Source organism: Bradyrhizobium sp. BLXBL-03, from assembly GCF_051853015.1.
Lineage (GTDB): Bacteria > Pseudomonadota > Alphaproteobacteria > Rhizobiales > Xanthobacteraceae > Bradyrhizobium > Bradyrhizobium manausense.
Window position 1 is genome coordinate 8,332,877 of the sequence record NZ_CP182470.1, and the last position, 26,520, is coordinate 8,359,396.

General features: G+C 60.9%; 27 protein-coding genes. 17 read left to right on the forward strand and 10 right to left on the reverse strand.

What is annotated here, in order from left to right:
- Window positions 1-60 precede the first annotated feature (60 nt).
- Both ACNJX9_RS39170 and ACNJX9_RS39175 read left to right on the forward strand, forming a co-directional pair.
- The gene (locus ACNJX9_RS39170; protein ID WP_439407380.1) at window positions 61-747 is read left to right on the forward strand and encodes an antibiotic biosynthesis monooxygenase family protein; all 687 of its coding nucleotides are present in this window, start codon (window positions 61-63) and stop codon (window positions 745-747) included.
- Window positions 748-766: 19 nt separating this feature from the next.
- The gene (locus tag ACNJX9_RS39175; protein WP_439407381.1) at window positions 767-1,264 is read left to right on the forward strand and encodes an OsmC family protein; all 498 of its coding nucleotides are present in this window, start codon (window positions 767-769) and stop codon (window positions 1,262-1,264) included.
- A gap of 367 nt (window positions 1,265-1,631) precedes the next feature.
- Here ACNJX9_RS39175 and ACNJX9_RS39180 read toward each other — a convergent pair whose 3' ends face one another.
- On the reverse strand, window positions 1,632-2,576 hold the full coding sequence (locus ACNJX9_RS39180) for a helix-turn-helix domain-containing protein (RefSeq protein WP_439407382.1): 945 nt from the start codon (window positions 2,574-2,576) through the stop codon (window positions 1,632-1,634).
- A gap of 478 nt (window positions 2,577-3,054) precedes the next feature.
- On the opposite strand from ACNJX9_RS39180, the gene ACNJX9_RS39185 reads away from it, so the two are divergent.
- Window positions 3,055-4,089, forward strand: coding sequence for a LysR family transcriptional regulator (locus ACNJX9_RS39185; protein ID WP_439407383.1), 1,035 nt, complete (start codon window positions 3,055-3,057; stop codon window positions 4,087-4,089).
- Window positions 4,090-4,192: 103 nt separating this feature from the next.
- Here ACNJX9_RS39185 and ACNJX9_RS39190 read toward each other — a convergent pair whose 3' ends face one another.
- Window positions 4,193-4,876 (reverse strand): peroxiredoxin-like family protein, encoded by a 684-nt coding sequence (locus ACNJX9_RS39190; RefSeq protein ID WP_439407384.1) that lies wholly within the window; start codon window positions 4,874-4,876, stop codon window positions 4,193-4,195.
- Between the two features lie 302 nt (window positions 4,877-5,178).
- On the opposite strand from ACNJX9_RS39190, the gene msrB reads away from it, so the two are divergent.
- The 4 genes from msrB (at window position 5,179) to ACNJX9_RS39210 (ending at window position 7,825) form a co-directional block, all read left to right on the forward strand.
- On the forward strand, window positions 5,179-5,631 hold the full coding sequence (gene msrB / locus ACNJX9_RS39195) for a peptide-methionine (R)-S-oxide reductase MsrB (RefSeq protein ID WP_439407385.1): 453 nt from the start codon (window positions 5,179-5,181) through the stop codon (window positions 5,629-5,631).
- Between the two features lie 2 nt (window positions 5,632-5,633).
- Window positions 5,634-6,146: a peptide-methionine (S)-S-oxide reductase MsrA gene (gene msrA / locus ACNJX9_RS39200; protein WP_439407386.1), complete on the forward strand. Its 513-nt coding sequence runs from the start codon at window positions 5,634-5,636 to the stop codon at window positions 6,144-6,146.
- Window positions 6,147-6,431: 285 nt separating this feature from the next.
- Window positions 6,432-6,686 carry a DUF2171 domain-containing protein gene (locus ACNJX9_RS39205; RefSeq protein WP_439407387.1) on the forward strand — a complete coding sequence of 85 codons (255 nt, stop codon included), beginning with the start codon at window positions 6,432-6,434 and terminating at the stop codon, window positions 6,684-6,686.
- A 110-nt stretch (window positions 6,687-6,796) separates the two neighbouring features.
- The gene (locus tag ACNJX9_RS39210; protein WP_439407388.1) at window positions 6,797-7,825 is read left to right on the forward strand and encodes a transaldolase; all 1,029 of its coding nucleotides are present in this window, start codon (window positions 6,797-6,799) and stop codon (window positions 7,823-7,825) included.
- Window positions 7,826-7,880: 55 nt separating this feature from the next.
- On the opposite strand, the gene ACNJX9_RS39215 is transcribed toward ACNJX9_RS39210, so the two are convergent.
- Entirely contained in the window at window positions 7,881-9,254 is a 1,374-nt protein-coding gene (locus tag ACNJX9_RS39215) for a helix-turn-helix domain-containing protein (protein ID WP_439407389.1), read from the reverse strand.
- A gap of 386 nt (window positions 9,255-9,640) precedes the next feature.
- On the opposite strand from ACNJX9_RS39215, the gene ACNJX9_RS39220 reads away from it, so the two are divergent.
- The 10 genes from ACNJX9_RS39220 (at window position 9,641) to ACNJX9_RS39265 (ending at window position 18,684) form a co-directional block, all read left to right on the forward strand.
- Window positions 9,641-10,093 carry a hypothetical protein gene (locus ACNJX9_RS39220; protein ID WP_439407390.1) on the forward strand — a complete coding sequence of 151 codons (453 nt, stop codon included), beginning with the start codon at window positions 9,641-9,643 and terminating at the stop codon, window positions 10,091-10,093.
- A 483-nt stretch (window positions 10,094-10,576) separates the two neighbouring features.
- The gene (locus ACNJX9_RS39225) at window positions 10,577-11,377 is read left to right on the forward strand and encodes a gluconate 2-dehydrogenase subunit 3 family protein (RefSeq protein ID WP_439407391.1); all 801 of its coding nucleotides are present in this window, start codon (window positions 10,577-10,579) and stop codon (window positions 11,375-11,377) included.
- 10 nt (window positions 11,378-11,387) lie between these two features.
- Entirely contained in the window at window positions 11,388-13,148 is a 1,761-nt protein-coding gene (locus tag ACNJX9_RS39230) for a GMC family oxidoreductase (RefSeq protein ID WP_439407392.1), read from the forward strand.
- A gap of 23 nt (window positions 13,149-13,171) precedes the next feature.
- Window positions 13,172-13,549 carry a c-type cytochrome gene (locus ACNJX9_RS39235; protein WP_439407393.1) on the forward strand — a complete coding sequence of 126 codons (378 nt, stop codon included), beginning with the start codon at window positions 13,172-13,174 and terminating at the stop codon, window positions 13,547-13,549.
- Window positions 13,550-14,251: 702 nt separating this feature from the next.
- Window positions 14,252-14,887 carry a nitroreductase family protein gene (locus ACNJX9_RS39240; protein WP_439407394.1) on the forward strand — a complete coding sequence of 212 codons (636 nt, stop codon included), beginning with the start codon at window positions 14,252-14,254 and terminating at the stop codon, window positions 14,885-14,887.
- Between the two features lie 35 nt (window positions 14,888-14,922).
- Complete coding sequence (locus ACNJX9_RS39245) at window positions 14,923-15,468, forward strand: carboxymuconolactone decarboxylase family protein (protein WP_439407395.1); 546 nt, start codon at window positions 14,923-14,925, stop codon at window positions 15,466-15,468.
- A 475-nt stretch (window positions 15,469-15,943) separates the two neighbouring features.
- On the forward strand, window positions 15,944-16,861 hold the full coding sequence (locus ACNJX9_RS39250) for an NADP-dependent oxidoreductase (RefSeq protein WP_439410215.1): 918 nt from the start codon (window positions 15,944-15,946) through the stop codon (window positions 16,859-16,861).
- Between the two features lie 64 nt (window positions 16,862-16,925).
- Window positions 16,926-17,843 (forward strand): NADP-dependent oxidoreductase, encoded by a 918-nt coding sequence (locus tag ACNJX9_RS39255; RefSeq protein ID WP_439407396.1) that lies wholly within the window; start codon window positions 16,926-16,928, stop codon window positions 17,841-17,843.
- Between the two features lie 6 nt (window positions 17,844-17,849).
- Window positions 17,850-18,089, forward strand: coding sequence for a DUF1993 family protein (locus tag ACNJX9_RS39260; RefSeq protein WP_439407397.1), 240 nt, complete (start codon window positions 17,850-17,852; stop codon window positions 18,087-18,089).
- Between the two features lie 70 nt (window positions 18,090-18,159).
- A complete protein-coding gene (locus tag ACNJX9_RS39265) occupies window positions 18,160-18,684 on the forward strand; it encodes a hypothetical protein (protein WP_439407398.1) in 525 nt (174 codons plus the stop codon).
- A gap of 274 nt (window positions 18,685-18,958) precedes the next feature.
- Here the strand turns inward: ACNJX9_RS39265 and ACNJX9_RS39270 are convergent, their stop codons facing one another.
- The 7 genes from ACNJX9_RS39270 to ACNJX9_RS39300 form a co-directional block, all read right to left on the reverse strand.
- Window positions 18,959-19,165, reverse strand: a complete 207-nt coding sequence (locus ACNJX9_RS39270) for a hypothetical protein (protein WP_439410216.1) — start codon at window positions 19,163-19,165, stop codon at window positions 18,959-18,961.
- Window positions 19,113-19,352: a hypothetical protein gene (locus ACNJX9_RS39275; RefSeq protein ID WP_439407399.1), complete on the reverse strand. Its 240-nt coding sequence runs from the start codon at window positions 19,350-19,352 to the stop codon at window positions 19,113-19,115. Before ACNJX9_RS39275 ends, ACNJX9_RS39270 begins: the two co-directional genes overlap by 53 nt.
- Window positions 19,256-19,552 carry a glutamate--tRNA ligase family protein gene (locus ACNJX9_RS39280; RefSeq protein ID WP_439407400.1) on the reverse strand — a complete coding sequence of 99 codons (297 nt, stop codon included), beginning with the start codon at window positions 19,550-19,552 and terminating at the stop codon, window positions 19,256-19,258. Before ACNJX9_RS39280 ends, ACNJX9_RS39275 begins: the two co-directional genes overlap by 97 nt.
- Window positions 19,553-19,560: 8 nt before the next feature.
- On the reverse strand, window positions 19,561-19,959 hold the full coding sequence (locus tag ACNJX9_RS39285) for a DUF983 domain-containing protein (RefSeq protein WP_439410217.1): 399 nt from the start codon (window positions 19,957-19,959) through the stop codon (window positions 19,561-19,563).
- 113 nt (window positions 19,960-20,072) lie between these two features.
- Window positions 20,073-23,252, reverse strand: coding sequence for an efflux RND transporter permease subunit (locus ACNJX9_RS39290; RefSeq protein ID WP_439407401.1), 3,180 nt, complete (start codon window positions 23,250-23,252; stop codon window positions 20,073-20,075).
- Window positions 23,249-24,379: an efflux RND transporter periplasmic adaptor subunit gene (locus ACNJX9_RS39295; RefSeq protein WP_439410218.1), complete on the reverse strand. Its 1,131-nt coding sequence runs from the start codon at window positions 24,377-24,379 to the stop codon at window positions 23,249-23,251. Before ACNJX9_RS39295 ends, ACNJX9_RS39290 begins: the two co-directional genes overlap by 4 nt.
- A gap of 111 nt (window positions 24,380-24,490) precedes the next feature.
- Entirely contained in the window at window positions 24,491-26,167 is a 1,677-nt protein-coding gene (locus ACNJX9_RS39300) for a GMC family oxidoreductase (RefSeq protein WP_439407402.1), read from the reverse strand.
- Window positions 26,168-26,520 lie beyond the last annotated feature (353 nt).

Sequence of the window (26,520 nt, forward strand, 5' to 3'; positions counted from 1 at the left end):
GCCAGCGCAATTCGACATCAAAATCGACCGCGTCGCACACTCTAAGTGCGGGATACGAACATGTTTTCAGTGATTTTCGAGGCCCTCCCAAATAAAGAGAACTGGGATGACTACCTTGATAACGCCAAGATGCTGCGCCCCGAGCTGGAGCAGGTCGAGGGCTTCATCGACAACATCCGCTACAAGAGCCTGACCCGCGAGGGCTGGATCCTTTCGCTTTCGAACTGGCGGGACGAGAAATCGCTCGTCCGCTGGCGCACCCACAGGCGCCATCACGAGCTCCAGCAGAAGGGCCGCGACGAAATTCTCGCTGACTACCACCTGCGAGTCGGTCAGATCACTGCTGACAGTCAGGTCCCCCCGGGGTACGCCCTTACGGAGCAGAGGCTCGATGAGACCGAAGTCGGGGATGGAACGACCGTCACGCTGATCAACGCAACTCGCCCCGCGGAGTGGAAGCAGACCAACAACCCATACGATTGCGCCGAGTGGCTCGGCTTGAATCCGTGGGCCGCCAACTGCACGTCGTGGGACATCTTCGACGCTATACTTACGCCCAGCGAGCTAGTTCTTCTCGTGTCCTGGAGGGACGCCGATGCAGCGAAGGCCTACGAGGACGCTTCCGAGCCGAATGATAAGGCAAGGGTCCGTAGAGTGCGGATAGTGCGCGACTATGGAAAATACGACCGTCGCGAGGCGCCTCAGTACTACGCAGACGCCATTGGCGGCGAGACCCTCCACGCCTGACACCGCTCCGGAAAGCACGATGACGAATTCGAACGACGATGGAGTTCCCCGCCCACAGGCTGAGGTGGCCGGCGACCTTGACGGCGCGGGCACCCTTAACGGCCGTGCCGGCGCATCGGTGTTCTCGATCGGCGGCCCCGATGGCAGGGGCGGCACGGCGGTGGGGGCGAACCCCTACGAGCTGCTAAGCGCTTCGCTCGCCGCGTGCACGGCGATGACGATACGGCTGCAGGCGCGAAGGAGGAAAATCCCGCTCTCCCACGTCGAGGTAGCCGTGTCGTATCACCATGGCGGCGATGGCGGCCGCGACTCCTTCGATCGCTCCATCAAGCTCGAAGGAAACCTTGTCGACGAGGAGCGCGCCCAACTGCTGCAAGCTGCGAACATGTGTCCCGTCGGGCGGACGCTCGGGCTCAGTGCCGACATCCGCACAAACGATAACGTCGGCATCGGGCCGGCGGCAAGCTACGATGATGACTTGAGCGAGCTTCCGATCCCGAACATTGACCCCGACTAGTCTGCCGCGAAAACGTCCGCGAGCGCCACGGCGTTTGTTGCGCTCGATGTCGTGCGCACCGAAGAGCAGCGTGACTTGGCCCGTCGATACAGCTGAGACGGTCGGCATCAGCAACGGCCGGCATAGTCACCAACTGAATAATCGTTTGCGCTCATCAGAAAGAGGATCAAATGGCGCGTGTTGCCATTCCGAAACGCGAGGACGGCCCCAAGCCGATCCTCGACAAGACCGACAAGACACTAGGCTTCGTGCCCAAACTGCAGCCTCATGCCGATCAGCACGAGCGCGCCGTCCGGGCTACCCTGATGGGATCACTTGCCAAGACCACCGACCGGCGTACCAATGTTACGGGTCCCGGATTTCGTCCTCAGCTGCGCCCAACCCGACGCGCTGACCGACGAGGCGCTGGCGGCGCGGAGCGCCCTTCACCTTCATATTCTGCTGGGACGTGTCCATGCACTTGGCGAAAGGCACGCAGAAAGCTGCTGCAGCTCCTATAACCGACCGCCCGCGCGATCTGCTCAACTGACAATGTCCTCGCGGCGAGCATATCGGAGGCACGCTTCATCCGCATTTGCCGGAGCGCAACCATAGGCGAGCATCCGATCGCGCGCACGAAGCGCGCCATGAATGCGGATCGGCTCAGGCCAGCCTTATGCGCCAAAGTCATGACAGAGTGATCGGCCGCTGGTCGCGCCGCCATATCGGCGAACGCAAGGGCGATTTGACGGTCACTCAGGATAGAAAAGCGTTCGAGCCAAACGCTGGTCGAATTCAGACTTCGACGGATGAGCGTGACGAGGACCTGCTTCAGGATGGCGGTCGTCATCGCCTGCATTCCAACCTGGCGGCCGCTGATTTCTGCTAACGCGGCCTGCAACTTTGACCCCAGTTCATCGCCGGGTCCGAAGTGCTCGACAATTGGCGTGGAAAGGCCCGCAAAGAGGTCGATCGACGAGCCATAGGTAGCGCGAAAGTACCCGCAGATCAGCATAAGCATCGGATCGACGTCTCCGGCGACGAATCGCTGGATGCGCTCGCCGGAGCGCGGATCCCATTCAGCTTCAACCACATTCACCGTCTTAGCCGCCGTGGGGTTATCGACCTCGATGTGAAAGGGCTTCTTGGCCGGGGTGATGACAAGGGTGTGAGGCACCAGAGGAAATGCAGAGAAACCGCCCACGACCATTCGTCCGGTTCCGGAAAGATTGTAGTGGATAGAAGGCGCGTCCGCGCTCCCGAATGACAGGCGCCAACCCGGACTGACTAAACACTCGATGAGCCCAATGACGTCGACATCCAGGGTTGCCATCAGCACATCGAGAACGGATCGAGGTAATGCAAGATTTGGACGATCGGACACGTGTTTCGGACCCTCGGATTGAGCTGGTGTCCTAGTCATGGAACAGGATAGCGCGGTCCATGGGAACCGCAGTCATCGCTCGATGGTACACTCAGAACTGCAAATCTTGGTACTGTTTTATAGCTAGGACGGTGCGTGCCCGCTCGTCATGACGAGCGGCCTGGGCCAAAGCTGGGGTCTCTTTGACAAGCGTGAGTGCCGCGCTTGCCAGACCCTCATTCCAACCGTCCTGAGACCTTAGGAGATCCCAAATGAGCAAACCGCGTCGGTGAGAACACTTTGCGCGAGACGCGGGTCGCCAATTCCGAGCCGGCGCACAAGGCCGGTTTCCGCGGAGCTCCGCGACAAACCACTTGGCCATCGGCTCTGCCTACTACGGCAACGAACCGGAACGGTCTGAACGACGGCAAATCTTTCGAGTATGAGGATGCAGCTTTATCAGGTGCGATATTTCTTAGCCCTAGCAAGGACACTCAATTTTACGCGTGCTGCGGAACAATGCAATGTGACGCAGCCAGCGCTGACAAAGGCGGTGCAAAAGCTTGAGCAAGAACTCGGTGGCGCGTTGATTTACCGTGAACGTCACCTCACCCAGCTCACCGAACTGGGCGAGATGATTTTGCCGACGCTGGAGAAAATACTTGCCGCCGCGGAGGCGGTGCAGCTTCAGGCGCGAGGCTATCAAAAGAAGACAATCGCCCCGCTCAAGATCGGGCTGGTGCCGTCAGTCTCCGCCGCACTCATCACGGAATTGATCTGGGAGCTCGCCAGGATCATCCCTAACCTTCGAGTCGATCTGCGCGAGGCGGATGCCAACGAGCTCATTGCGATGCTTTTGGATGGCGAGATCAATGCCGCACTCGCCGGTGACGCCTCGGTGTTACCCGAGCGTATCGATCGCTGGCGGCTGTTCGAAGAGCGGTACGTGCTCGTCTTGTCTCTGAAACATCCGATGGCGAGGCAAACCGTTATCCCGCTCAAAGATTTGCATGAGGTGGAATTTCTCGAAAGGGTTGGATGCGACGGCGCAGGCCGATTCAAACAGGCTTGTTTTGCCGACCATCCAGGTCCTAAGGTTGTGCACAGGAGCGATCAGGAAAGGCATCTTCAGGAAATGGCATCCGCCGGTTTTGGGGCCATCCTGGCGCCAGAGCACGCTCCCAGGCTGCCCTCGCTCACCGCAATTCCAATTGAGGGCGACCCCGTCCGGCGGGAGGTGCAGCTCTTGGCCGTCGCGGGGAGGCAGCATTCGCCGGCGCTTGACGCTTTTATCAAGGTTGCTCGTGTTCGCGACTGGACAAGTGCCCTGGACAAACTCCGCCGCACATCCGCCCCTGCCTCGAACAAGGACAATGTTCGCAAGCCTGACGCACAAGGTGCAGGCCCCTTGATCGAAATCACGGACCCTACTCCCGCCTCCTCATGCCCGAGCTTGTCGCGGGCATCCAACCGTCGTTGCTGAAGTGACGCGAAGTCGTGGATGGCCGGGACAAGACCGGCCACGATGCAGTTGCAGTCACCACGCGTAGCCTCTTGAATTCATTCGTCTCATTTCCGATCAGGCTCTAAGGGCGAGGCTCAGCATCCAATTCGGACAGGGCAGCAAGCATTGTTTCGGTGGTCGCTCCCGTGACGGCGTCCGGCCCGACACACGCTCGACGGATGATCCCTCGTCGATCGAGGACATAGGTGGCGGGCATTGGCAACATCCAAAACGAGAATCCATAGGGAGTGGAGAGATCAAGGCCGCACTGCAAGAGACGGCTCTTTATCTCCGCCGGCACCACCGACACCAGGCCGAACGAAAGGCTCACTCCAAGATCTAGGTCGGAGAGGATTTCCAGATCCAGCCGGTGATCGCGTTTGAACTTGCGTGGCATGTCTCCAGTCTCGGGCGTTATGGCAATTGCTTTGGCGTCGGCAGCGCCGATTCTAGAGGTGGCGGCGTGAAGAGCCCGTAATCCGGCTGCGCACAATGTGGACCAAGTCCCGTAAACGAAGGTGACGATCAACGGCGCAGCTTGTCGCAATTCCAAGGATAAAACGAGCTTTCCATTTGCCTCGGGGAGAAGGAAATCGGGAGCAGGTTCGTTCACCTTCAAGGCGCCGTCAGGAACCCCTACCTCTCGCAGCCATGATGAAATCAGCCGGTCGGTTCGGATATCCAGCGTGCGAAAGCCGCTCAAGGCCTCCGCGGAAGGTTCGATCGTCGTACTAACCGGGCGCCCCTTGGAAACTTCGTCGTCCATTCTGGTTCTTTCCCCAACGGGGCCCCTCGCAGCACCTGTCCGCGTATGTTTCATGATGGTGAGCGCGCGTTCTGGGAAACTAAAATTCAACTTTGGAATGGAAGTCGGTGACGAATTATCTTTAGGAATGGTCGGGCGACCGCCGATTCAAAGTCCTATTCCCGTATTTCTCAGACCCGATAAATCGATCCAGGCAGATTCCGGGTGTCGATCCGCAGGACATCGTTTCGATAGCCGGAGGTAATTGGACGGTCGACCACCCGGGCCCTATCTTCAATGCTGAGCAAAGAGGAGTACGGCGAATGGCTATCTATAGGAAAAACCGCGAAGCCGTCTCGAAGTTGACTCCCGAGCAGTACCGCGTCACGCAGACCGGCGGGACCGAGCGCCCCTTCGCCAACGAATATTGGGACAACAAGGAGCCTGGCCTCTACGTCGACGTGGTTTCCGGCGAGCCGCTCTTCGCATCCTTCGACAAGTTCGACAGCGGGACGGGATGGCCGAGTTTTACGCGGCCCCTGGAGCCTGCAAACGTCATCGAGAACGTTGACAGATCGCACGGCATGGCGCGGACGGAGGTTCGGTCCAAACACGGCGACAGCCATCTTGGCCACGTTTTCCCAGATGGGCCGCGCGACAAGGGCGGGTTGAGGTACTGCATGAACTCGGCTTCCTTGAGATTCATCCACCGCGATCAATTGGAGGGCAACGGCTACAGCGCGTACGCAAAACTCTTCGCAAAGAAGGAAGCCTAACGATGGCAGCGACTACAGAACGCGCAATCCTGGCAGGGGGTTGCTTTTGGGGAATGCAGCAACTGGTGCGACGCCTCCCAGGTGTCGTTTCAACGCGGGTTGGGTACTCGGGTGGCGACGTCAAGAACGCGACGTACAGCAACCACGGCACGCACGCAGAAGCGATCGAGATCACGTTCGACCTGAATCAGACGAGCTTCCGGGACCTGCTGGAGTTCTTCTTCCAGATCCACGACCCGACGACGCCCAACCGGCAGGGAAATGACCGAGGCGCGAGCTACAGGTCGGCGATTTTCTACACGAGCGAGGAACAACGCCGCGTCGCCGATGAGACTATCGCCGACGTGGATGCCTCCGGGCTGTGGCCGGACAAGGTGGTGACAGAGGTTTCGCCCGCTGGCGACTTCTGGGAGGCCGAGCCCGAGCACCAGGACTACCTGGAACGCTACCCGAATGGCTACACCTGCCACTTCGTCCGCCCGCAGTGGAAGCTTCCGCGCAAAAGCGCCGCCTGAGGGCGGCGCAGGGACGTGCGGGCGGTGCCGTCGCTTGTGAAACGAGGTTGCGACGGCCCCCTCGCCATTACCCGCGCTTCCGCACGATCGAGGGAGCCGTCGGCGAGCACAACGGCAAGAGTCATGTCCGGCCAGTTCGTGCTGCGGGGCGGTTCGTACGTGACACCGCCGGGCTACGTCCGCGCGAGTTCCCGGAATATTCCCGGCGCACACGCGTTGGCAATTCGCGGGGCTCCGGCCTCGCTTAGCTTCGCCACAGTCGGCGAAACCACAAGGAGAGACGGAATGACCACGAATAAGATCGTCCAGAACATGGAAGTGATCGGCGCAGACGGTGTTCACGTCGGCACCGTCGACGGTGTCGCCAACGGTCGCATCAGGCTCGCCAAACGCGACAGCGGCGAGCGCCAGCACAAGGGCCACGCGCATTTCATCGACCTCGGGCTGATCGCTGACGTCGAGGGGCAAAGGGTTCGTCTCTCGGCAAACGCGGCGGTAGCGGTGACGTTCGAAGAGGAGCAATCGGGAAAGCCCGTCTGACGAAAGAAGACCCGACGACCCTGGCATAAGAAATCGCGAACCGACGACAGGAAGCCGTTTCGCAGACATGGTGCATGCAGGGGTTGAACCGACATCGAGAGGAAAAGGCATTGGCGTCGAAGCTGGATCAACTACGCGCGATGACGACGGTGGTCGCCGACACGGGCGAGCTTGGTGCGGTGGCGCGTCTCAAGCCGGTAGACTGCACGACGAGTCCAACGATCGTCCTGAAAGCTATCGACGACTCCGACTACAGGAATGTTGTCGAAGAAGCGCTGACATGGGGACGAAAACGGAGCGGCGACGCTGCACGCGTAGCTGCCGCGACTGCCGACCGGCTCGCAGTCTCCGTCGGCGTCGAGCTCTTGCGACTTGTGCCGGGCTTTGTGTCCACCGAGGTGGATGCCAACCTGTCGTTCAATATCGGAGCATTGGTCGCGAGGGCGCGCCAGATTGTCGAGGCCTACAAGCAGCGCGGCGTCGGACCCGAACGCCTGCTGATCAAGCTCGCATCGACGTGGGAGGGAATACGCGCAGCAGAAATCCTCGAAAGCGAGGGTGTCAGGTGTAACATGAGTTTGCTGTTGAACCGGGCGCAGGCGATTGCTAGCGCCGAAGCTGGCGCCTTCCTGATCTCGACGTTCGTGGGCCGAGTTTACGACTGGCACAAGAAGTCTAGTCGAAAGGATTTCGACGCCGCCGAGGATCCGGGGGTCCGGTCCGTGCGGGACATCTACGGATACTACAAGTCGAACGGCATCGAGACAATCGTCATCGGAGCGTCATTTCGCAACACCGGCCAGATCGAGGCCCTGGCCGGGTGCGATCGGCTGGCGATCGCGCCAGCCTTCATGGACGCGCTTGCGTCCGAGGGGGGCGAAGTCAAACGCGTCTTGGCGCCGACCGCCGCAGAGCCACGCTCCCTTCGCACGGCGAGCGACGGGATCTGCCACTGGTTCGTGAGCGAAGACGCCGTGGACATAAAACACCTGGACCCAGCAGGTCCGATGGACGAAACAACCTTCCGGTGGATCATGAACGAGGACGCGATGGCGACCGAGAAGCTGTCCGAGGGCATTCGCGTGCTCGCGAACGACCTGAAGACGCTCCGCCGCAGGATCGTAGAACGCCTCCTGTGAGGCCCGCGGCGTCGCCACGGCCGATAGCGAACGCAGAGTCGTGATGATCGTGCTTCTAGCGTTCCGACCACCGAAACTCTCGAGGGGTCTTACCGAGCAAGTGACGGAAATGACGCGCTAGATGACCCTGGTCGAAAAAGCCCACGGCGAACGCAATTTCCGCCAACGGAAGATCCGTCCGAATCAACATCTCCTGGGCGCGCTCAACACGCATTTGCGTGAGGTAGGCATGCGGCGTCAACCCGGCGGACTGTTTAAACTGTCGTGCAAAATGATGTACTGATAGTCCGGCAACTCCAGCCAGCATCGACAGATCGATAGTTTCGGCCAAATGCACTTCCACGTATTCCCGCACCCGACGCATTGCGCCCGGCGACAATCCGCCCCATGCTTGCGGTGCTGGCAGCACGGTCGAAACATCAATCGAGCCCAGGCGCGGCCGCGTGTGCAGGTCATGGCTCATTCGATTGTTCGAGGCAGTCACGGGGCGATCGGGTGGAGTGACAAGCGCGGGCCGACTATCATTGCTTCCGGCGAAGAGTAACCGCACAGAGAAATCGGTTCGATCCTGGCGCCGGAAAATGTCGGCGTTTCGATCAAAGATCGACCACAAGCTGGTACCTGCGCTGAGTCCACGATCATCGAGCATAAGCGACATGCGCGCGAGCCGGTTTGCTCCCATGATACGTTGATTGCCGTCAATCGCCAGCAGCATGCCTGGAGCGCCTCCCTCCGGCGGCGCTACCGCGACGATCCACTCTCGACGGAAGTGCTCACGAAAAACTCGCTCTTCTATCGCGCACGCCGATCGTGATGTGAGCGCACCAGTGAGCGCGTGCGCTCGTTCCGAGAGTTCAGGATCGATGGCAGAAACGTCCAGCACTGCTATCAATCGCCCATCAACTCCGAAGATCGGCGCACCAGAGCAGCTCAGGTTAATGTGTCTGGACCTAAAATGCTGGGTTCTATGGACCGTCACAGGCCGCTCTTCTATGATACAGGTGCCAATTCCGTTGGTACCCTCCAACTCCTCGGACCAGACTCCACCAAGCCAAGTTCCCCAATATTTGAACTCGCTTGCCTGCGTATCTTCGCCGCGATGTGCGACTACGACTCCCGAGCGATCACAGAGCAAGATGGCATAACCAGCCTCACGAACCACCCTATATAATTCATCTATCCCCTCTTGGGCACTAAGGGTGAGCTTATCCAGCGGTTCGCGAAAATGCTTCAATTCAGCAGGCGTGAGGATGCGCGGCGCTTTGCGATCGACCGGATCAAGTCCGTATTTTTTTGCTGATCTTTGCCAGGAGCTTGAAACTAATTCTATCCCCGGCGGAGGCGTCGCCCCCTCAGCAACCGAACAAACGTGTTCAGCGTGTCCCACGATAGCGCCGAGCGAGCTTGCAGACCGCGCCGAGAGTCTCATCACCGCACCCGGATCACGATGGACAGGCTCATAGCGATGGCGCGCCGTCCATCTTCTGCCCGTGGCAAAACGCGCTATCGCGGCACAGGGCGCCGCAGGTCCTCAAGACACCACGCACATCCAAAACAACATCGTCGAAGCAGCATGACCGTATACCACGCGAACTACCCTCGCAATCGCCGCAAGGACAGCTGTTCATACTGTTTTCGTCTATGGAACAGCGAGCCCAAGGGTGCGCCGTAACCCAAGTTCCACGCAGAAAAGCAAGGTCCTCCGGTCCGGATCAAATCCCTCCAAGAGTTGGCTAGATCATTTGTGGGATGCTCAGCCGTCGGAGAGACCTTCGCAGTCCTCTGCTCCGCTCCGAACATCCAAAGGAGAACGCCATGATCGACCCTGGGCATTTGGGCGCCCCGCCAGACAATGCTGAAGAACCCTTTCATACCGTACCACTCCGGACGCACTCTCTGACGCTTGCCTCCAAGGCTCTGCGCGAGGTGCAGGCCGATATGGCGCACGTCGACAGCATCACAACGAGAGGACGGCTTGCGGCCTTGGTCACCCCTGAAGTAACGCAGTCCATTGCGGCGATAGTCGCTAATGCTCAAGCCGCTCGGCACTTTCTGGATCATCGATCTGCCGCCCTGGACGAGGTGCGACATGCGCTCGATTGCATCCTGAGGGACGCCTATCGAACCAGCGACGTCGTCTACTGGCTCCGGGAGCTCTTCGAGGATGCGTCATCGAAGAAGGCGCGCGTGGAGATCAATGGAGCGATCCGCGACGCACTCGAGCTAACGCGTGACGAGGCGACAAAAAAGACGGCGGATCAGTCCTGACTTACTTGGCGGAGCCCTCGTCCCGCAACGACAGCAAGTAATCCTCAATTTGATTGCGCGGCGCGCTGGGCTGATAGCTCGCGGACGGGACGCAGGCGCTCACAGCGCTCTTAGGCGACGATAGCTCACGCTATCGAATGCATGTCCAAAGGGAATTTCCAATTTCGTCCGCTGCATCCGATCTTTAGGTCTTGGGCCGGCCGAGCACACGCGGCCGCCCCGACAAGGATTGAGGCGATTGCAGCGAGTCATGCCGCGCGTGGGCAGCAAAGGAACGGCCGTGAGATTACCGACGACAGTTGGCCTGGCTGTTGCCGCCTCGTGGTTTGCCACCACTGTGGCCGCGCTCGCGTACACCAGTGCAGCGGCGACGACCGGCTCGACTGCAAACGCGCGTCAGGCAGACTTACTCCGCATGAGGCCCGCGCTTCGGCTGCACATGAGGGACGCCTCGCCCATGGATGATCACGCGATTATGTCGCGATGAAGAAGTGGACCGCAACTCCGATGACCAATGATCAGGACGACAAGACCTTCCATCCGAGCCGTCGAGGCTTTCTCGGCGTCGCCGCTGTCACGGGCGCTGCTTCGCTGGCTCCGAGCGCCCTAATAGGAACCACCGTGGCAAGCGCAGCTCTCGCGGAAGCACCTGAACCGCCCTCCTTCCATGCTGTGGAAGCTTCCAAGTTGCCGTCGCCAGTGCCCGGTTATCTGTCTTTCGGTCCGGACGAAGCCGCCTTCGTCGAAGTGATGGTCAACGTAATGTGTCCCGCGGATGCGCTGACACCCGACGGCGTTGATTGCGGGCTGGCGGCCTACATCGACCGACAGCTGGCTGGCGGTTTCGGTAAGGGCGCACGCCTTTACATGCGCGGCCCCTGGCGAGAGGGTAAACCTGAACTGGGCTATCAATTGCCGCTTACACCCGAGCAGTTCTTCAAGGCAGGGCTCACCGCCGCGGATGCGGCCTGCCGGAAACTGAATGGCAAGGCCTTTAGCGAATTAGATGAGAGCGGCGCCGACGGATTTCTCCATGAAATTGCCACCGGCAAGGTGACGGACGAGCGCGTCCGACTCGCCTCGTGGTTCAACGAGCTCGTCTATCCGCTATTTGAGCAAGCTTGCTTCGCCGATCCCGTTTACGGCGGCAATGTCGGCAAGGTGTTTTGGAAGGCGATCGGCTATCCAGGTCTCCCCGCGGTTCATTCCCAAGACATGGTCGATTTCCGTGGCAAGCCCTTTCCCGGTGCCGCCGATCCGAAATCCATCGCTGACTTCGCGTAAGGGGGAAATCATGGCTACACGCTTGAAACATCGCACCGTCGTTTTCGTTGGCGGCGGATTTACGGCGGCGCTGGCTGCTCGCCAGCTAACAGCGAAGGGCGTAGATGTCGTCGTTCTTGAACGTGGAATCGACCGTACCCACACTGCCGCAACAAGCCTGCCATCACAGCGCGACGAACTGCGCTGGGACGTGCATGGTGACCTCTTTCAGGATTGGTCCGTCCAGACCTACACGCTTCGCCATAATGACGGCGAAGCGGCTCTTCCGATACGACGTCTTCAGGCCTTCAAGCCCGGCGAAGGAATGGGCGGTGCGGCCAATCATTGGAACGGGCAGACTTGGCGCTGGAGCGAGTCTGACCCTGTTTTGCGAACCCACCTTGAGAACCGGTATGGAAAGAAGGCCATTCCAGCTGAAATGGCGATCCAGGATTGGGGCGTCACCTACGCAGAGATGGAGTCCTATCACGATCAGTTCGAAAAGCTATTCGGCATTGCCGGCAAGGCCGGAAATCTGCGTGGCAAGGTGCAGGAAGGCGGAAATCCGTTCGAGGCACCACGGCAGAACGAGTTTCCGCAAAAAGCTCTGCCTATCACCGAAGCGGGCGTCATCTTCAGTGAGGCAACCAAGAAACTAGGCTACAAACCTTTTCCCTTGCCGGCAGCAAATTCGCCGGAGGCCTACACCAATCCCGATGGTATGCAGCTTGGTCAGTGCCAGTTCTGCGGGCATTGCGAGCGCTTCATCTGCGAGGCCAATGCCAAGGCCAGCCCCGAAATTCTGCTCTATCCGATGCTCAGAAAGCGCGACAGCTTCGAATTGCGTCTGCAAACGCATGTTCTCGATATTCTTTATGATCGCAAGGCCAAGCGCGTGAGCGGCGTTCGTTACATTGATCGTGTAACCGGCGAGGAGTACGAACAGCCAGCGGACGTTGTCGTGCTTTCCTCTTTCACGATGTCGAACACCAAGTTTCTGCTGATGGCGGAAATCGGTACGCCTTACAATCCGAAGACCGGTCACGGGGTCGTCGGCAAGAATTTTTGCCACCAGACCATGTCCGGCACGCGTGTCTTTTTCAAGGATCGCTGGATCAACCCGTTCCTAGCGTCGGGTGCCTCACAGACGGTGATCGACGAATTTAACGGCGACAATTTCGACCACAGCGGCCTTGGCTTCTTTGGAGGGGGCTACATCTACGCCAACGTGACCAACGGACGGCCGATTACCAGCCGCGCGGTGCCGCCCGGTACCCCGAAATGGGGCTCGACCTGGAAGAAGGCCAATGCCGATTGGTATGCCCATAATTTCATGATAACCGCCCACGGAAGCTGGTATCCGCATCGGGAGAATTATGTCGACCTCGACCCGACCTATGTCGACGCCTATGGGCAACCGCTCCTGCGCATGACGTTCGACATTCGCGAGAACGAACGCAAGATGTCCGTCTATCTGTCGAAGAAGATAGACGAGATCGCCAAAGCGACAGGGGCGGACATCGCGCCGCCGACTGCACCCCGCAAGGGGCCGTACGATAGTCGCGTGTATCAGACCACCCATGTTACTGGCGGCTCGATCATGGGAAGCGATCCTGCGACGAGCGTCGTCTCCCCTCACCTGCAGCACTGGGATGCACAAAACCTCTTTGTCATCGGTGCATCCGTCTACCCCTTCAATGCAGGCTACAACCCGACAGGCCCGCTAGGGGCGCTCGCGCTTCGACTCGGCGACGACCTCAACGATTATGTCGCGCGGCCGCGCCATCTCTGATCCCACCTAAAAGGACGTTCTCCATGGAAAGCGCGGGAAAGATTGGCGCCTGTATCGCTGTGCTCGTACTTGCGGGAGCAAGCGCGAATCGCGGCTACGCACAGGACGCCGAACACGGAAGAACCGTATTCAAAGCTTGCGCAGCTTGCCATGCGACGGATCATGCCAATCACGCCGGACCGGGCCTGGAGGGAATCATCGGCAGGAAGGCAGGTACGAGTGCCGGCTTCAGCTATAGTAACGCAATGAAGAAGTCCGACATTGTTTGGGATACGAAGATCCTCGATGCGTATCTAGAATCGCCACAGCAGGTCGTTCCCGGAAACAGGATGCCCTACGCAGGGCTGAAGAACCCGATGGACCGCGCGGACCTCGTTGCCTATCTTGCTACGTTGAAGTAACGGCCCATCGAGCGAGGCGTCAGCAGACGCCATCCATTCGCACGCCAAATATCGATGTCGCGGACTACGTGTGCAGGCGTCGGAATTGCGTGATGTCCTGTCTCAAATCCACACCGCGATGCCTTCGTGCCGTCTGTGCGCTTCGAGAGCGCGGCGGTTACGCATGCGCTTTCCTGTCTAGACGATGGGGCGCACGCGCACAGCGCTTTTAGACAACGATACACCGCGCTTATCGAATGCATGACCAAACGGAATTTCTAATTTAGCCGGCTGCGTCCGATCCTGAGGACCACTGGGTCGGCTGAACACGCGGCCGCCTCGACATCGCATGAAGCCATTGCGCCGAGCCATCGTGCCGCGCGCGGGCAACCAAGGAGTCCCCATGAGATCACCGAAGACCGTCGTCCCAGCTGTTGCAGTCTCACTCGTCACGGCCACCCGGGCGGCGCTCGCGTAGATGAGCGAAGCGGCTCCGGCCGGTCCGACCACGAACGTGGTGAACGACGGTGTGTTACTGGCCAAGCCGCCGCCCTTACATCGAGCAGTTCTTGAAGCGAGGTCACACTGTTCTGACTTCGCCTTCGCGAAACTACCCTTGGCCCTGGCATTAGATGTCGAACGGCCGATCACCGCGGCATTTTCAACAAAGAGAGCGCAAGCGCTCTCGTACCTCAATCTACCCCCTCACCCACAGGAATTACAATGACCGACGGAATCACCATGACCAACGCCGTGATCGAAAGCATCCTAAGCCGCCGCGCCACCAAATACTTCGACGCTGCCGCCACCTTGAGCGATGACCAGATCCGCGAGTTGGTGCGCATCGGCACCACCGCGCCGACGTCCTTCCACTTGCAGAACTGGCGCTTCATCGCCGTACGCACGCCTGAAGCCAAGGCTCGGTTGCGTCCGATCGCCTGGGATCAGCCTGCGATCACCGAAGCAGCTGTTACCTTCATTGTCTGCGGCCAGTTGGCGGATTCCAGCGTAGTACCTGAGCGTCTGGCACCACTGGTGGAAGCGGGCATCATGCCGGCAAAGATGGTGCCGGAATGGGAAATTCCAGCGCGCAATCTTTATATGGAATACCCGCAGCGCCAGCGCGACGAGGCAGTACGCACCGGCACGTTCGGCGCCGCGGCGATGATCTATGCGGCCCGCTCGCTGGGCATGGGCTCGACGCCGATGATCGGTTTCGACGCCGAAGCGGTGCACCGCGAGTTCGGGCTGGCCCAGGACGAAGTTCCGGTCATGCTGTTGTCCGTTGGGCCGGAGCGTCCGGGTAACTGGCCGCAGAAGCCGCGCCGTCCGGTCGCCGATGTGCTGGATCTCGTATGAGTATTAGTAAAGCCCGTAACTTACGGAAGGCGACGATGCCGAGAAGTGCAGCTCTACAGCCGGAACGAGTGCCGGCCGACTCCAAACCGACTCTCGATGCGTTCACCAAAAACATCGGGTTCACCCCAAATATGATGGCGATTTTCGCGCAGAGCCCGATTGCGTTCAACGCGTGGGCGGCCTTGCTCGGCTCCTTGAGCAAGGCGCTCGACGTGAAGACGCGTGACAGCATCGGCCTCGCTGTCTCCGAAGTGAATGGCTGCAACTATTGCCTGACGATTCACAGCTTTACGGCCGAGCATATGGCCAAGCTGCCGCCCGATGAGATCATCCTCGCTCGGAAGGGCCATGCCAGCGACCCGAAGCGGGATGCTGCCATCCAGTTTGCGAAGAAAGTCATCGAGACCCGAGGTAAGGTCAGTGACGCCGATCTGAAAGCCGTTCGCGATGCAGGCTACACGGATGCGAGCGTCATTGAGATGATCGCGCTGGTGGCCATGTACTCCCTGACGAATTTTCTCAACAACGTCTTCGATCCCGAGAAGGACTTTCCCGCCGTTACGCGAGCTGGCTCGATCTGAACTCTATCCGGTCGCATCGACCTTCTGCGACGGTATCCCGGAGAAGCAGCGTGATGCGAGCGTAAGGCCAAGGCCCAGATGCACCCGGGAACGATTCTCGGGAATGCGTCTGGGCTTTTCGCATGTACGGCCAAGGCCAAGCTAATTTAGCACCGCATCAGGATTCCACCTTATCTCCGCGGCCGAGCATGCAAAACCATATGCAGCTCCGGAGGATCGAATTGCTGAAATCAAAGAGAGTCCCCCTCCGTGAATACTTTTCCAGCCAGGGCGAGCAGCTGATCGTAGTTGTGAAGGCCCCTTCGGCGAGAGAAGCACATGTCTGTTTTGCGCGGTTGATTATTTGCACGCCGAGTCGGTGGCATCGATTCCATACCTGAAGGTCATTGGACCATCGATGTTCGTCGTTCTATTTGTGCTTATCTGCAACGGAATTCTCAACAATGACGACATCCCACACATCGGGAGGTAGATGATGAAGGCGATTGTGGTAACGGACCAGGCTGCGGGAACGGCCGGAATGAAGCTGGCGGACCGGCCCGCGCCGCAGGCAGCGATAAATGACGTCGTCGTTGAGGTTCATGCGTCGGGATTCACCTCGGGTGAGCTGACGTGGCCCTCGACCTGGATGGATCGCCTCAACCGCGACCGGACACCGTCGATCCCCGGCCAGGAGTTGGCCGGAGTGGTCACCGCTCTCGGCTACGGTACGACGGGCCTGTCGGTAGGACAGCGGGTATTCGGGCTCTCGGACTCCTATCGCGGCGGCACCCTGGCGGAATATGTGGCCGTCGAGGCCCGCAACCTCGCGCCACTGCCGGGCGACGTCGACTTCACGGTGGGCGCGAGCGTGGCGATGCCGGGCCTGACCGCATGGCAGGGACTGTTCGAGCACGGCCGCTTACAGGCGGGCCAAAGCGTCCTCGTGCACGGCGCGGCCGGCGCAGTCGGTTCGATGGTGACGCAGCTCGCACGAGAGGCCGGCGCCTACGTCATCGGCACCGGACGCGCCGCCGACCGCCAGAAGGCGCTCGACTTCGGCGCGAAAGAGTTCGTCGACCTCGAGAACGACGCCCTGGAAGATGTCGGCGGAGTCGATCTGGTGTTTGATGTCATCGGCGGCGACATCCAGAAGCGGTCCGCAGGTCTGATTCGAGCCGGAGGGACACTAGTGACCATCGCTGGGCCAACTGAGGCGCGGCCGGCCGATGGCCTGACGATCGACTTTGTTCTTGTGTCCGATCGTGCCCAACTGACTGAGATTGTCCAGCGGGTGCGAGACGGACGACTGCGGACGAACATCGGCAACATCGCGACCCTCGACGATGCCATCGCCGCTTTCAACCCGACGAAACGGATCAGCGGGAAGACGATCATCCGCGTTCGTCCATGAGCGACACGCGCCTGTCACTGCGACATTTTCACTGAAGAGACAAATGAGCTAGGAGACAATTCACATGAAGGCGATCGTTGTGACGGAGCAGGCGGCGGGAACGTCCGGAATGAAGCTGGCGGAGCGGCCCGCGCCGCAGGCAGCGATAAATGACGTCGTCGTTAAGGTTCATGCGTCGGGATTCGTCCCGACTGAGCTGACGTGGCCCCCGACCTGGACCGATCGCCGCGATCGCGATCGAACACCGTCGATCCCCGGCCACGAGCTGGCCGGAGTGGTCACCGCTCTCGGCTACGGCACGACGGGACTGTCGGTAGGACAGCGAGTGTTCGGCATCGCGGACTGGTATCGCGATGGCACCCTGGCGGAGTATGTAGCTATCGAGGCACGCAACCTCGCGCCGCTGCCGGGCGACGTCAACTTCACGGTGGGCGCGAGCCTGCCGATCTCGGGCCTAACCGCATGGCAGGGATTGTTTCAGCACGGCCGCCTTCAGGCGGGGCAGAGCGTCCTCGCGCACGGCGCGGCCGGCGCAGTCGGGTCCATGGTGACGCAGCTCGCACGAGAGGCCGGCGCCTACGTCATCGGCACCGGACGCGCCGCCGACCGCCAGAAGGCGCTCGACTTCGGCGCGAAAGAGTTCGTCGACCTCGAGAACGACGCCCTGGAAGATGTCGGCGGAGTCGATCTCGTGTTTGATGTCATCGGCGGCGACATTCAGAAGCGGTCCGCAGGTCTGATTCGAGCCGGAGGAACGCTGGTGACCGTCGTCGGGCCGGCCGAGGCGCGGCCCGCCGACGGCCTGGCGGTCGACTTCGTTGTCGAGTCCGATCGTGCCCAACTGACTGAGATTGTCCAGCGGGTGCGAGACGGACGACTGCGGACGAACATCGGCAACATCGCGACCCTCGACGATGCCATCGCCGCTTTCAACCCGACGAAACGGATCAGCGGGAAGACGATCATCCGCGTTCGTCCATGAGCGACCATGCGCCCATTAATCCGTGCAGCCGGACCAGATTTCCGGCGCGCAGCCCACACACACGAGCTGACGCCGCCTATCGTGCGCGGGTGGTTCGCCGGCGAAGACCACACCCGGCTCTTGGTGCTGCCCGACTTCTTCTACATCTCGATTACGCACACGATCCTTCGGCACCTTGGAGCGAAGATCGGGAAGCGTGACTACCTCGGCAACCTCACTCAGCAAAGCGGCGGTGACTACTCGTGAGGGGCGGGCACGGCACGCCGCACGGGCCGAGGCCTTCAAGACGACAAAGCAAGTTTGGAGGATCCCGATAGTGAGCGAGTTGCGAGAGGTCATTGGCGCACTGCAAAGCGAGGTTGAATTCGAAGCTGTTGTAAGCGAGTTGGGAACCGCGGGGATCGACCGCGCTCGCATAAGCTTCCTGACGCAGGAGGATATTGCAGCGTCCTGCGCCGGCGCCGTCGGTTGCGATGTCAAGCAGCTACCCCGCGTCGAGTTCAGCTTGAGCGACGACCGGCAGCAGGTTCGCACACTCGCGACCTCGCTCGCCGCCACTGTCGCGACGTTCGCCGGAGCCGGCGCCGTCCTGGCGGCGACTGGCGGAGCGGCCGCGCCGGCTCTACTGGCGGGGTTGGCTTCCGGCGGTAGTGTGGGCGGGCTTGCAGCTTTGTTCGGGCAGCGACACGAAGGCCACGTGCACGAGTGGGCCGAAAGCCAGATCCTCAGCGGTGGCATCGTGTTAGTCGTCCACCCCGCCAGCGCAGAGCAGTTCGAGGCCGCCACCGTTATTATGCGCCGGCACTGCGGAGCCGACGTTTTCGCGTCGCTGTCAGCCTAGCGAGCTTCGTCCCTCCTTCTCTCATCATCGGCGTTAGCGGGCGGACCAGTTCTTCGCTCGTCGGCGGTCCGCGGACTCTGGAACACAGGGGCCGACCCACCCGCTAATTTGGCCGGATGAAATGGCAGCTCGCCTCAGTGGTGCCCAACGCCGCCGGTTTCGAAGTGGGGAGCATCGTGGCGCCGATCTCTAAGGTTCGACAAATTGAAGCCGGCCGGCTCGCCGAGCCAGTGAGTGAACTCCGGCCATGAAATGGACCGCTCTGCAATATGACTTATTTCCTGAGAAGGTCGAGATGCGCTGTCGGGCGCTTTCCCGGGCTCTCGCGCAACGAGGCGGTTCGATTGAAGACCAGCCTTTCTGGGCGGGAATCGTCGTCGTGGATGAAGTATCCTTGGCGCTCAAACTGCAATGCTTGACCATGGGGATCAGAGCCGGTTGCCCGCTCGACGAGGCAGCCGCTTAGCGTTTGCAGGGGGATGCGGGTCGAGGTCGGCTGCGAGGTCCGTCGGGCTCGGGCACGCTGCTGAGAAGAGCCGGCCGTAGAGCCTGACCTCTGCTGGCAACCCATCTACAGCGCTGACCCAGTGGATCGTCGCCCCGACTTTTCGCCCGCCGGCGACGCCACTCCTGCTGTCGGGGTCGTAGGTGCAGCGTAGCTCGACCACACGGCCTGCAGCGTCCTTGCAAGCTCGTAATTCAGCACGATCGACTTCGCGTGCCCCAAGTGGAGGAAGCCGTTCGGCTCGGGTGGAAAGCGCGTGACCACGACGCGCGTGCGGCCGGTCTCGACGTCAGACGCTATGATGCGGCGAATGAAATTGCTGGCGCTCGCGCCCGCTTCTCCGACGTCGTTCTGTTGAGGCACGTTCCGCCTCAAGCCGGGAGTTCGTCGGGCGGGTGCGCGCCGAAGCCGTGCATCCTGAGCGCCCATTGCAGCCCCACGACGGCGCCCTTGACCGGCTGCAGGAGAGCTATCGAGGCCAAGGCCGTAATCGGAAGGTAGACGCCAAGCTGAAACGCCAGCGACGGCGCATAGTCCACCTCGATCCAGAGAATTATCGGAACTAAGACGTGTCCGACGATGACGATCACTAAGTAGGCCGGCAGGTCGTCGGCTCGGTGGCCGGTGAAATCGAGGCGGCAGACAGAGCAGTGGTTGTCGATTTTGAGAAACGCACAAAACAGGCGACCGCGCCCGCAGCGCGGGCACCTTCCTTGAACGCCCCTCCAAAGGGAGAGGCTAACGTCGCGGCAGTCTCTGCAGACGTCCAGTCGTTGTCGTGACTTCCAACATTGCCTTCAACCGTCGTGGCCATCGCCGTCCTCCTGCCTCACATGGCAGCATGAGTTGTTCCGGCTTCATCGCGCATCGGCGTCACTGCAACTCACTCCGCCGCGGCCGCCGTCGCTTGGGTCGGCTTGCCCTCGTTCTTGCCTTCCGCGAGGTTACGCACCAAGATGTAGAAGATCGGCGTGAAGATCAGGCCGAACAGCGTCACGCCGAGCATGCCGAAGAACACGGCGACGCCGACCGCCTGGCGCATTTCCGATCCGGAGCCGGTGGAGATCACGAGCGGCAGCACGCCAAGGATGAAGGCGAACGAGGTCATCAGGATCGGCCGCAGTCGCAACCGGCAGGCCTCGATCACCGCCTCCAGGCGCGGTTTACCCTCAAGCTCGATGTCCCGCGCGAACTCGACGATCAGGATCGCGTTCTTGGCGGCCAATCCCACCAGCACAATGAAGCCGATCTGGGTGAGGATGTTGACGTCCTGGCCCAGGATGCGCACCCCGATAGTGGCGGCAAGCAAGCACATCGGCACGATCAGGATGACGGAAAACGGCAAGCTCCAGCTCCCGTATTGCGCGGCCAGAACCAGATAGACGAACAGCACGCAGATCGGGAACACGAACAATCCGGTGTTGCCGCCGGTGACCTGCTGATAGGACAGGTCGGTCCATTCGAAGGAAAAGCCACTGGGCAGCGTATTCTCGGCGAGCTTCTTCATAGCGGCGATCGCGGTCGCCGAACTCGTCCCCGGCAAGCCTTCGCCCTGCAGTTCGGCCGCCGGATAGAGATTGTAGCGGGCGACGCGATCGGGTCCCGCGACGTCCTTGAACTCTATGACGCTGCCGAGCATCACCGTGTCGGCATTGGCGTTGCGGGTCCGCAGCCGCGCAAGATCAGGACGCTCCTTCCGGAACGGCAGGTCGGCCTGCGCGGTGACGTGATAGGTGCGGCCGAACAGGTTGAAGTCGTTGACATAGGTCGAGCCGAAATAGGTCTGGATCGTGTCGGTGATGTTCTGGATGGGAACGCCGAGCTTCTGCGCCTTGACTTGATCGATGTCGACGAAGACCTGCGGCGTGTTCGCGTAGAACGGCGAGAACACAGTGGGGGCGAGGAGCAGCGGCGACTTGCGCGCCGCTGCGACGAGTTCGTCGGTCGCCGCCGCCAGCAGCTTCGGACCACGTCCTTGCCGATCCTGGATGCGCATAGTGAAGCCGCCGCCGGTGCCGATGCCCGGAATCGGCGGTGGCGGGATCACGATGATGAACGCACCTTCTATGGCCGACAGCCGCTTGCGCAGATCCGCCGTGATCCCCCGCGCGCTCAGCCCCTTCTTCAGGCGCACCTCCGGTTCTTCAAACACTGGAAACAACGCCGCCGAGTTGCTCGACTGTGTGCGTGTTGCTCCCGACAGACCTGCAAAGACCCCGATATGCGAAATTCCAGGGGTATCGAGCGCGACGCTCTCGATCCTACGAACGATCTCGGTGGTCCGCGCAAGCGAGGCCGCGCCTGGCAATTGCGCGGATATGATCACGTAGCCGCGATCCTGTGCCGGAATGTAGCCCCGGGGCGTGGTGACAATCAGCCAGCCAGCGCTACCGATCAGGACCACATAGACGAGCAGCATCACCACGCGATGCCCGATCACAAAGCGTGCGACGTCAGCATAAAAATGCGACAGCCGGTCGAAGCCGCGGTTGAACAGCTTGGTAAACCATTCCCAGCCGCGCGCGATCACATTCCAGGCGGCCGGCGGCCGCTTCTCCGCATGCGGAACAAGGATCTGAGAAGCCAGCGCTGGCGACAGCGTCAATGAACAGAAGCAGGAGATCGCCGTCGCGACGGCAATCGTGACGGCGAATTGCTGGAAAAATTGCCCGGTGATGCCACCGAGAAATGCGGTCGGCACGAACACAGCGCACAACACGAGCGCGATTGACACCAGCGCGCCACCGACCTCCTCCATGGTCTTGAGCGCCGCCTCCCGGCGGCTCGAGCCTTGCGCGAGATGTCGCTCGACATTCTCGACCACGACAATGGCGTCGTCGACCACGATGCCAACCGCGAGCACAAGGCCGAATAGCGTGAGATTGTTGATGCCATAGCCGAGGGCTGCCATGGCCGCAAAGGTACCAACCAGCGAGACTGGAATGGCCACGATCGGGATGATCGCCGGACGCCAGCCCTGTAAGAACACCAGCACCACGACGACAACCAGTGCCATCGCTTCATAGATGGTCTTGATCAGCTCGCTGATCGACTGCCGGATAAACTCGGTCGGGTTGTAGCCGATATTGTAGTCGAGCCCCTTCGGAAAGCCGACCTTCAGCTTTTCCATCGTCTCCTTGATGCCGTTGGCGGTCGCAAGCGCGTTCGATCCTGGCCGCTGCGTCACCCGCAACGCCACCGCTGACTTGCGGAACAGGAAGCTGTTGGTGGAATAATCGAGCGCCCCGAGTTCGATTCGGGCGACGTCGCGCAGGCGCACGATGCGGCCGTCCTGGCCCGATTTGACGACGATGTCCTCGAATTGTGACGGATCCTTCAGCCGGCCAACGAAGGTCAGGTTCGGCTGAAAGGCGCGGTCGGCAATCGGTGGGCTCGCAAGCTGGCCGCCCGCAATCTGCAGGTTCTGGGCGCGGACCGCCGAAACCACATCGCTCGAAGTCAGGCCGAGATTCGCGATCTTGTCGGGATCTAGCCACAGCCGCATCGAATAATCGCGCGCGCCGAAGATCTGGATGTCGCCGATGCCGTCAAGCCGCAGCAACTGGTCGCGCACTTGCAGCAAAGCATAATTGGAGATGTATAGCTGGTCGAGCGAGTCGTCGGGCGACAGCATGAACACGACCATGAGGATGTCGGGCGAGTCCTTCTTGGTGACGACCCCGTTGCGCTGCACCTCCTCAGGCAATTGCGGCTGCGCGATTGCTACGCGGTTCTGCACCAGAACCTGCGCCTTGTCGAGATCAGTGCCGAGCTTGAATGTGATGGTGATGGTAAGCTGGCCATTCGAGGTCGCCTGACTGTACATGTACAGCATGTCCTCGACGCCGTTGATCTGCTGCTCGATGGGAGCGGCGACGGTATCCGAGATGGTCTGCGCCGAGGCACCCGGGTATTGCGCGCTCACTACCACCGTCGGCGGCACCACTTCCGGATATTCTGCAACGGGCAACGTTCTGTAAGCGATCGCGCCCACGATCACGAGCACGATCGACAGCACCATTGCCAAAATGGGCTGATTGATGGAAAGACGCCCGAGATTCATGACTTTTTGCCGCCGATCTCGGCCTTCTTCGGTGCAACCTTGGCGCCGACGCGAGCCCGCTGGATGCCGTCGATAATGACGCGATCTTCCGCCTTGAGGCCCGTGCGGACCACGCGCAGGCCTTCATCCAAGGGTCCGAGCTCGACCGCGCGCGCTTCCACCGTGTCGTCATCCTTCACCACGAATACGATCCTGCGCGACTGATCGGTCGCGATCGCTGTATCCGGCACCAGCAACGCTTCATAGGGCGAGGAGCCGATCAGTCGCACCCGACCGAATTGTCCTGGTAGAATGGAGAGATCGTGGTTGGGGATGATCGCGCGGCTGCGCAGCGTGCCGGTCGACGCGTCGAGCCGGTTGTCGAGGAAATCCATCTTGCCCTCATGCGAGGGCTTCGTCTGGCCCGTGAGCGTCACCTGCACGGGGTTGGCCGTGTCGCGCGAGCTCGGCCTCTTGCCCTCGAACCACAGCTTGTTGTTCTTCAGGTAGGTCGCCTCGTCGGCATCGAAATAGATGTAGATGGGGTCCATCGAGACGATGGTGGTCAGCAATGTGGATGCGCCATTGTCACTGCCGCTGACGAGATTACCGACACTGACGAGATGGCGGCTGACCCGGCCGGCGATCGGCGCCACCACATGTGTGAATTCGACATTGAGTTGGGCTGCCTTCAGCGCACCCGCGGCGATGGTCTCGGCGGCGTTCGCGGCCTGCAAGGCCTCGCGGCGCTGGTCGACAACCTGTTCGGAGACTGCGCTGGTCTGGACAAGCTTCAGGCCGCGATCGAGCTCGCGCTTTGCGAGCTCAGTCTTTGCCCGGGCGTCGGCAAGCTGGCCGTTGGCTTGCTCGGCCACCGCCTCAAACGGCCGCGGGTCGACGATATAAAGCAGGTCGCCGGCATGAACCATGTCGCCGTCCTTGAACTCGACATTGGTGACGAAGCCGCCGACGCGTGCACGGACCTGAACCTCCTGGATCGCCTCGAAGCGACCAGTGAACTCGTCCCAATCGGTGACGGTCCGTTTGACTGGTTGCGCCACCGTCACAGGCGGCGGCGGAGGCGCGGCTGCCTGCGATTGCGCCTTCTCGTTGCAGCCTGCGAGCGCCAGCGCGAACAGCAGACCGATCGGTGCGCCGCGGCATCGTCCAAGGCGGCGAAAAGAACCGCGATCGAGCCGGGTCGTCGGAGCCGGATACTCCGTTCTGTCAGTCGAACTCACTTCCGTCTCCCCAAGGACCTAAATGTTGCAATTGACAAGGACAGATCGACGGGCGGGGAAACTGCTGTTAGTGCCGTCGCCAGCTTGCGCCGGAGTCCCCCAAGTCCGGTTCAGGTCCTCGACCAGCATCGCCGCGGCGTGGCGCGCGAGCGCCTGGGTGGGGGCGTTGGTATTACCGCTCGTGATGTTCGGCATGATCGAGGCGTCGATCACCCGGAGGCCGCCGACCCCGCGGACCTTGAGCCTTGCATCGACCACCGCTCGTGCATCTTGGCCCATCCGGCACGTGCCGACCGGGTGAAACATCGTCGTCACGACGCGCTTCACCCATTCGCCGATCTCGGCATCCGACTGGATGCGCGGACCGGGCTCAATCTCTTCCGCGATCACCGGCGCCAGCGAGTCCTGCGTCATGACCTTGCGGATCGCGCGCACCGACTCCACCGCGGCTCTCAGGTCTTCTTCCTCGCCCATGAAGTTCGGGTTGATGAGCGGCATCGATGTCGGGTCGCTGTCGGCCAGCCTCACCCAGCCACGGCTCTTGGGCTGAAGCACAACGAGCTCGAAGGTGATGCCGGAGCGATCGCCGGTCGGGCTGATTCCATCGGGCGCGATGATAGGCACGTGATAGCATTGGATCGTAGGTTCGGCAGTGAAGTCGGACGGGTTCCAGTGGGAAACCGTCTCGATGCCGTTGCCCGACGCCGGACCATCCTTGGTGGCGAAATAGCGTAGGCCCGCCTTCACGCTGCCGAGGCCCTGCGCAGCTGCCTGATAGCCGAGATCGCCCTTTACGTAGGCGCGGACCGGCACGATCGCGTGGTCGTGGAGATTTTCGCCGACCTCCGGAGAATCGACGCTCACGGCGATACCGTGCTGGCGCAGCTGCTCGGCCGGACCAATGCCAGAGTGCATGAGTATCTTCGGGCTATGGACGGCGCCGGCCGACAACACAACCTCACCGGCCATGATCGTAGCGAGGCCGTTGCCGATGAGCTCGACGCCGACAGCCCGCTTGTTCTCGACGAGGATGCGAACGACCGTCTTGCCGGTGAGAAGAGTGATGCGGCCTGATGCGAGGTGCGGACGCAGATAAGCGTCCACCGCGCTGCACCGGCGTTGATTTCCGACGGTTGACTGAACCGGCGAGACACCGATTTGGCTCTTGCCGTTATAGTCGGGGTTATAGGGAAGCCCATATTCCTGGAAGCCCTTAAGGCAATATTGGTTCAGCTCGTTGATGCCCTTTGGCAGCTGGACCGCCAGCCCACCGTCGATGCCGTGATATTCGTCGTGGAAGGTGTCGTTATCTTCCTGCGCCCTGAAGACGGGAAGCAGGTCTTCATACGACCATTTGCCGGTGTCGCCGACCGCGTCCTGCCATGCGGCGTAGTCGCGTGTTTGGCCACGGACGTAGCACATCGCATTGATAGAGGAGCCGCCGCCGAGCACCTTGCCTGAACGATATGCTCGCTTGGTGCCGTGCTGGGGAACCGTCTCGTATTTCCAGACATGCCGGTCGTGGGCCAGTATTTTGGCAAAGCCGGCAGGAATGTGTATGAACGGATCGCGATCCGTGTCGCCCGCTTCGATCAGCGCGATCGAAGCATCCGTGTGTACGGCGAGATAACTCGCAACGACGCAGCCGGCCGCGCCCGCACCAACAATGACAATGTCGTAGGTTTCTTGGGACATCAGCGTCTTTCTCTTTCGCATCATTTGAGTCGTTCAATCGACACGCCTACTGGCGGAGCGCATCGTAGTGCCTGATCCTGACTATGACTGAACCACGCGTTTCGAGAGTGACCTTGCAAGGCCGGTGAGGGAAATCACCTCTCGCCATCGAATCTATAGACGATCGTTATTGCCGCTCGCCGCGTGACGTGATGCCGGAGCGTGGATTGCCACGAGCCGCATGCCACCCGAGCTGACATTCTATTCTGCAGAGACTTCCAAGCCGCGTTCAGTCGCTGAATCGGCCATATATTCCGCGGCTTGCACGACGGCGCCCAATTCGTGCAGTTGCCCCGAAAGATGTTCGTGCATGG

What these genes read in the sequence shown, in the direction of transcription:
- ACNJX9_RS39240 (WP_439407394.1), top strand. Translation starts at nt 14,252, where the DNA reads ATGACCGACGGAATCACCATGACCAACGCCGTGATCGAAAGCATCCTA.
- msrA (WP_439407386.1), top strand. Translation starts at nt 5,634, where the DNA reads ATGGCAGCGACTACAGAACGCGCAATCCTGGCAGGGGGTTGCTTTTGG.
- ACNJX9_RS39245 (WP_439407395.1), top strand. Translation starts at nt 14,923, where the DNA reads ATGCCGAGAAGTGCAGCTCTACAGCCGGAACGAGTGCCGGCCGACTCC.
- ACNJX9_RS39255 (WP_439407396.1), top strand. Translation starts at nt 16,926, where the DNA reads ATGAAGGCGATCGTTGTGACGGAGCAGGCGGCGGGAACGTCCGGAATG.
- ACNJX9_RS39185 (WP_439407383.1), top strand. Translation starts at nt 3,055, where the DNA reads ATGCAGCTTTATCAGGTGCGATATTTCTTAGCCCTAGCAAGGACACTC.
- ACNJX9_RS39170 (WP_439407380.1), top strand. Translation starts at nt 61, where the DNA reads ATGTTTTCAGTGATTTTCGAGGCCCTCCCAAATAAAGAGAACTGGGAT.
- ACNJX9_RS39250 (WP_439410215.1), top strand. Translation starts at nt 15,944, where the DNA reads ATGAAGGCGATTGTGGTAACGGACCAGGCTGCGGGAACGGCCGGAATG.
- ACNJX9_RS39235 (WP_439407393.1), top strand. Translation starts at nt 13,172, where the DNA reads ATGGAAAGCGCGGGAAAGATTGGCGCCTGTATCGCTGTGCTCGTACTT.
- ACNJX9_RS39290 (WP_439407401.1), bottom strand. Translation starts at nt 23,252, where the DNA reads ATGAATCTCGGGCGTCTTTCCATCAATCAGCCCATTTTGGCAATGGTG.
- ACNJX9_RS39205 (WP_439407387.1), top strand. Translation starts at nt 6,432, where the DNA reads ATGACCACGAATAAGATCGTCCAGAACATGGAAGTGATCGGCGCAGAC.
- ACNJX9_RS39215 (WP_439407389.1), bottom strand. Translation starts at nt 9,254, where the DNA reads ATGAGACTCTCGGCGCGGTCTGCAAGCTCGCTCGGCGCTATCGTGGGA.
- ACNJX9_RS39300 (WP_439407402.1), bottom strand. Translation starts at nt 26,167, where the DNA reads ATGTCCCAAGAAACCTACGACATTGTCATTGTTGGTGCGGGCGCGGCC.
- ACNJX9_RS39190 (WP_439407384.1), bottom strand. Translation starts at nt 4,876, where the DNA reads ATGGACGACGAAGTTTCCAAGGGGCGCCCGGTTAGTACGACGATCGAA.
- ACNJX9_RS39220 (WP_439407390.1), top strand. Translation starts at nt 9,641, where the DNA reads ATGATCGACCCTGGGCATTTGGGCGCCCCGCCAGACAATGCTGAAGAA.
- ACNJX9_RS39180 (WP_439407382.1), bottom strand. Translation starts at nt 2,576, where the DNA reads ATGGCAACCCTGGATGTCGACGTCATTGGGCTCATCGAGTGTTTAGTC.
- ACNJX9_RS39230 (WP_439407392.1), top strand. Translation starts at nt 11,388, where the DNA reads ATGGCTACACGCTTGAAACATCGCACCGTCGTTTTCGTTGGCGGCGGA.
- msrB (WP_439407385.1), top strand. Translation starts at nt 5,179, where the DNA reads ATGGCTATCTATAGGAAAAACCGCGAAGCCGTCTCGAAGTTGACTCCC.
- ACNJX9_RS39260 (WP_439407397.1), top strand. Translation starts at nt 17,850, where the DNA reads ATGCGCCCATTAATCCGTGCAGCCGGACCAGATTTCCGGCGCGCAGCC.
- ACNJX9_RS39175 (WP_439407381.1), top strand. Translation starts at nt 767, where the DNA reads ATGACGAATTCGAACGACGATGGAGTTCCCCGCCCACAGGCTGAGGTG.
- ACNJX9_RS39225 (WP_439407391.1), top strand. Translation starts at nt 10,577, where the DNA reads ATGAAGAAGTGGACCGCAACTCCGATGACCAATGATCAGGACGACAAG.